The 4,634-nt window shown below is 50.6% G+C and carries 4 protein-coding genes; all 4 read left to right on the top strand.

What is annotated here, in order from left to right:
* Positions 1-649: 649 nt before the first annotated feature.
* Complete coding sequence (locus ABIE61_RS18500; protein WP_354412295.1) at positions 650-1,507, top strand: ATP-dependent nuclease; 858 nt, start codon at positions 650-652, stop codon at positions 1,505-1,507.
* A 64-nt stretch (positions 1,508-1,571) separates the two neighbouring features.
* A protein-coding gene (locus ABIE61_RS18495; protein ID WP_354412292.1) for an IS3 family transposase occupies positions 1,572-2,734 on the top strand; the annotation gives its coding sequence in 2 pieces (ribosomal slippage) (positions 1,572-1,842 and positions 1,842-2,734; 1,164 coding nt in all).
* Positions 2,735-2,824: 90 nt separating this feature from the next.
* On the top strand, positions 2,825-4,051 hold the full coding sequence (locus tag ABIE61_RS18490) for an ATP-dependent nuclease (RefSeq protein WP_354412289.1): 1,227 nt from the start codon (positions 2,825-2,827) through the stop codon (positions 4,049-4,051).
* The coding region (locus tag ABIE61_RS18485) for a UvrD-helicase domain-containing protein (RefSeq protein WP_354412287.1) at positions 4,051-4,634 on the top strand (584 nt) is incomplete at its 3' end. The genes ABIE61_RS18490 and ABIE61_RS18485, both read left to right, overlap by 1 nt.

The following is a 4,634-nucleotide window of genomic DNA, read 5'->3' as shown; positions in this document are numbered from 1 at the left end:
TGACCGCCTTATCAGACAAAAAGTTCATCCTACTGGCGCAATAAAGAAACACTTATGAAACATCACTTGACTGATTTTTCCGGAGCCTTAAACCGGTAGTAATTTAGATATGTCAAATACTGTCGTAAGCAGCATGCCTATGCAGGCCGGAGTTCGTAATATTGCTATAACGCTATCGGCTATCATCATCGACTGCCATCATTGAAAACAGAAAGATATTCACAGGCGTGCCACGATCATGCTTAGACGTCTCAGAAGCGGGAACCCGCATGAATCAGGGCTGGATTGTGCAAAACAGACGATAGTCAGTGGATAACTGTCGAACTCGGGTGACCAACGCATAGGATCGGCCCTGTAGCGAGTCCCTACATCAGTCAGTGCCTTAGATCTAGGTTGAGGGTGGTGCCTGGTAGGTCGCTACTTGGCCCAAAGCGGACCTATAACCCGCACAAAACGGACCAAAAAACGTATTTTTTGGATTCGTTGAAGACCCACAGAGTCGGAACGAATTTGCACAAGGTAACAAGGCAAAGCCTGACGCTATTCCACAGGAGTAGGCTCCGTAAAGCAATCAGGTGTTAAAGTGCTACTGGATCATGATTGCTTTAAACCAAATAGAGCTGCTCAGGGAGTGGCGGGCTGGATACACATGCATATTTCCAAACTGACGCTGATCAACTACCGGAACTTCAAAAACACAACTCTTCGGTTTCAGCGAGGGGTTAACACCATTATCGGCGAAAACGGCTCTGGCAAATCCAATATTCTTCGAGCAATTCGCCTTCTGTTAGATGATAACATGGTACGCGCAGCGCACCGTTTAGAAGAAACTGATTTCAGCCGAGCTCTAGGCCAATGGCAGGGACATTGGATTATTATTAGCATGGAATTCGAGGACATCAGCTCCGATGAAGCAGTGCAGGCGCTGTTTCTCCATGGCACAGCCCAGCTCGGGACTGGGACGGTTGCTAAAGCCAGCTACAACCTCATCTTCCGACCTAAGAAAGAGATCCGCCTGAAGCTCGCGGCGTTGGATCCCTTCGATCATGATAATCTTGCCGAGATCCGCAGTGCGATAACGATTAATGATTATGAAACTGTATTCACCGGCAGAAGCAGTGCCGATTTCAGCGACCCTGAAGTCTACGATTCAATCGTAGGCAGCTTTGAGCATTGCCTATTTAACTCGGAAACAGAGTTTCCGGAAATCGGTGCTAAGGTGCCAGGTTTTCTGTCGGTTACGAAAGAAGTCTCGCTGACCTTCATTCAGGCTCTGCGGGATGTTGTTGCGGAGTTCCACAATAACCGAACCAATCCACTATTCACATTACTCAAGAGCAAGAGCGGCGAAGTTGACCCTGGTGCAATGACGCCTATCACTCATATGGTTCGCGACTTGAATGCCTCTATCGAAAGCCTTGATGACGTCCAGTCGGTACGCAAGCACATCCGAGAAACTATCAAGGATGCTGCAGGCGATACCTACTCGCCTGCTTCACTGTCGTGAACTGGCTATAGTTTCCCGGACACACAGACGCAGGTAATATCACCTGCCTATCAAGGTGTGTGTCATGAGTCAGAAAAAGAGCAATTCCTATACAGCTGAATTTAAAGAAGCCGCGGTCAAACTGGCGGTGGAGTCTGATCAACCGGTCGCTCAAACCGCTCGGGAGCTGGGTGTAAACGTCAACACGCTGCATACCTGGATCAGCAAATTCCACGGCAAGCAGGCGAGTGATTCAAACGGTGTGGTCGACGACAAGCACCTTTATGAAGAGCTGAAGCAGCTTCGGCGTGAGAACGCGCGACTGAAAGAGGAGCGCGCGCTGCTAAAAAAGGCGGCTGCCTTCTTCGCCAAAGAATCGAGCTGAGGTACGGCTTTATCGAGGCGCATCGGGACAGGTTTAGTACTGCCCTGATGTGCCGGGTATTTGAAGTCTCCCGCAGTGGCTATTACGAGTGGCGCACGAGACCGCCCAGCCAGCGTGCCCAGGAAGATCAGGCGTTGAAGGCCAGTATTCGCAAGCATCATGAAAAAAGTCGCGCAACCTACGGAGCACGGCGTATTCAGAAGAAGCTGGCTGAGGACGGCGATACCATCAGTCGACGTCGAGTGGGTCGATTAATGGATGAAGAAGGCCTCGAATGCAAAATGCGACGCAAGTTCAAGGCGACCACCAACTCGAAGCATGATAAACCGGTAGCCCCGAACCTGTTAGACCGGAATTTCATGGCATCAGAGCCTGATCAGGCCTATGTTGGTGACATTACCTATATCCCGACACGGGAGGGTTGGCTGTACTTGGCTGTTTTCATTGATCTTTGTTCACGCGCAGTCGTCGGGTGGTCGATGGATAGCCGGATGCCGGCAGCGCTGGTGAACGATGCACTGACGATGGCAATCTTTAAGCGCCGACCTGAAGCTGGCCTGCTGGTTCACAGCGACCGCGGCAGCCAGTATGCCTCGGATAGTTTCCAGGGCTTGCTCAAGCAGCATAAGTTCAGGTGCAGCATGAGCCGCAAGGGGAATTGCTGGGACAATGCTCCGTCAGAAAGCTTCTTTCATACGCTGAAGACCGAGCTGGTGTATCACGAGGACTTCAAGACACGAGAGGAAGCGAAGCAGGCCATCTTCGAGTACATCGAGGTGTTTTATAACCGGGAGCGACTGCACTCCAGCAACGACTATATGAGTCCGGCGGACTATGAGTCGATGCTACGAGCAGCTGCTTAAAAAAGTGTCCGGGAAAGTGTTGCCAGATCATCGATTAAGTCTGACCTGCCCGAAGAAGCAGAGAAACTTTTTCAGTCGCTGCGCCTGTTTGTGGGGGAATCTGAAGAGGGATACGAAGGAGCGATCCATGAGTTGAGTTTAGGCGGGGCAAACCTAATCTATTTGACGCTAAAACTACTTGAGTTTAAGTATCAACGCGAGAAGCAGGCTATTGCCAACTTCCTGCTGATTGAAGAGCCGGAAGCTCATATCCACACTCATATTCAGAAAACCCTATTCGATCGCATAGCCTATAGCGATGCCCAGATCATCTACACGACGCACTCAACCCACATCTCCGAAGTTAGTAACGTCAGCAACGTCAACGTTTTAGGTCGTCAAGGCTCATTTTGCGAGGCTTATCAGCCAGCGACGGGGCTGGAGCCCTCTCAGGTGATGGGCATCCAGCGATACCTCGATGCGGTGCGTAGTAATCTGCTTTTTGCCAAGAGCGTACTGCTCGTCGAAGGCGATGCCGAGGAGATACTGATCCCAATCATCGTCAAGAAAGTGCTGGGCCTAAGTGTCGACGAGCTAGGCATAAGCGTCATCAACATTCGTAGCACAGGATTCAAGAACGTCGCCGTGCTTTTTCATGACCAGCGCATCCGCAAGCGTTGCAGTATCGTCACCGACCTCGATACGATTTTCTTCAATGTGACGCCACGACCTGAAGATACAGATTTCTGGGCAGCGAAGAAACGCAAGGCGGCTGGCTCGCAAAAGGCTGGTGCAGCTCGGAAGACTGCGCTTGACGCCTTCGTTACCGGGAATGCTTGGCTCGCAGCCTTCTATGCTGACCATACGTTTGAAGTTGATTTCGTCAAATCGGGCAACCAAGAAGCAGTAGTTCGAATCATTAACAATGTCTACAAGTCGAAAGAAACCATTGATGACTCGATCGATGCGCTACGTTCGGGCCATCTGCATCAGTCGGGTTTACGAACATTGATGATGGCCGAGCAAGAAGGAAAAGGCTGGTTTGCAATCCAGCTCGGCGAACAGCTTGATCATCAAGTCGTAATCCCTGTCTATATCCAACAAGCGATCTTGTTCGCACATGGGGGCTTTTCGGGACCGCTGATTGCCAGGATCCTCCAGTATCGAGCGAACTGTCGACGAGAAGCAGACCCGTCGGCTAGCTCGTCTTTGGATGTTTTCGAGGTTGAGCTTGAGCGCTTCCGTCAGGGGAACATCACCCTGTCCACACTCCAAATGGCTGCTGCCTCAGCGCTACCGAGTGATGCCATCCATGCCTTTCTAGCAGGAATAGTCTAATGTTCACATGGGATGAGCGTGAGCTAAATTCTGAGCAATCAGCGGCGGTTAAGGAACCATCCAGTGCCTTTCTTATTGCCTGCCCGGGAAGTGGTAAAACGCGCACGTTAACTTATAAGCTTGCCTATGAGCTCTCTCGTCGCACGGACAAGCGGATTGTAGCAGCCATCACCTATACCCATCGCGCAGCCGATGAAATTCAAGAGCGCATAGAAGCCATGGGGGTCGATACTTCGGGTCTGTGGATTGGGACTATCCACTCCTTCTGCCTCGAATGGATCATTAAACCATATGGCATTTACCTTCCTGTGCTTGCACATGGCTACCGCGTCATTGACACACATAGTTGCCAACTCATGCTTGAACGGCTATGTGAACCACACTCAAGAGTTACCCATTGGGATTGCAACTATCATTTCAGCGAGGCTGGGTACCACCTTACCTGTCCGGATATATGGAAGCATGAGGCACTTCACGAGATTCTGAGTCAATATTTTCGTGAACTTAGAGAGGCACGCCAGATCGATTTTGAGCTGATCCTTTGGCACGCCCATACTCTTATATGCGAACAAAAGCAGATTGC

Origin of the sequence: Marinobacterium sp. MBR-111, assembly GCF_040547585.1 — a bacterium.
Lineage (GTDB): Bacteria > Pseudomonadota > Gammaproteobacteria > Pseudomonadales > Balneatricaceae > Marinobacterium > Marinobacterium iners.
Note: the sequence above shows the minus strand (reverse complement) of the source record. Positions and strands in the feature narration are given on the sequence as shown.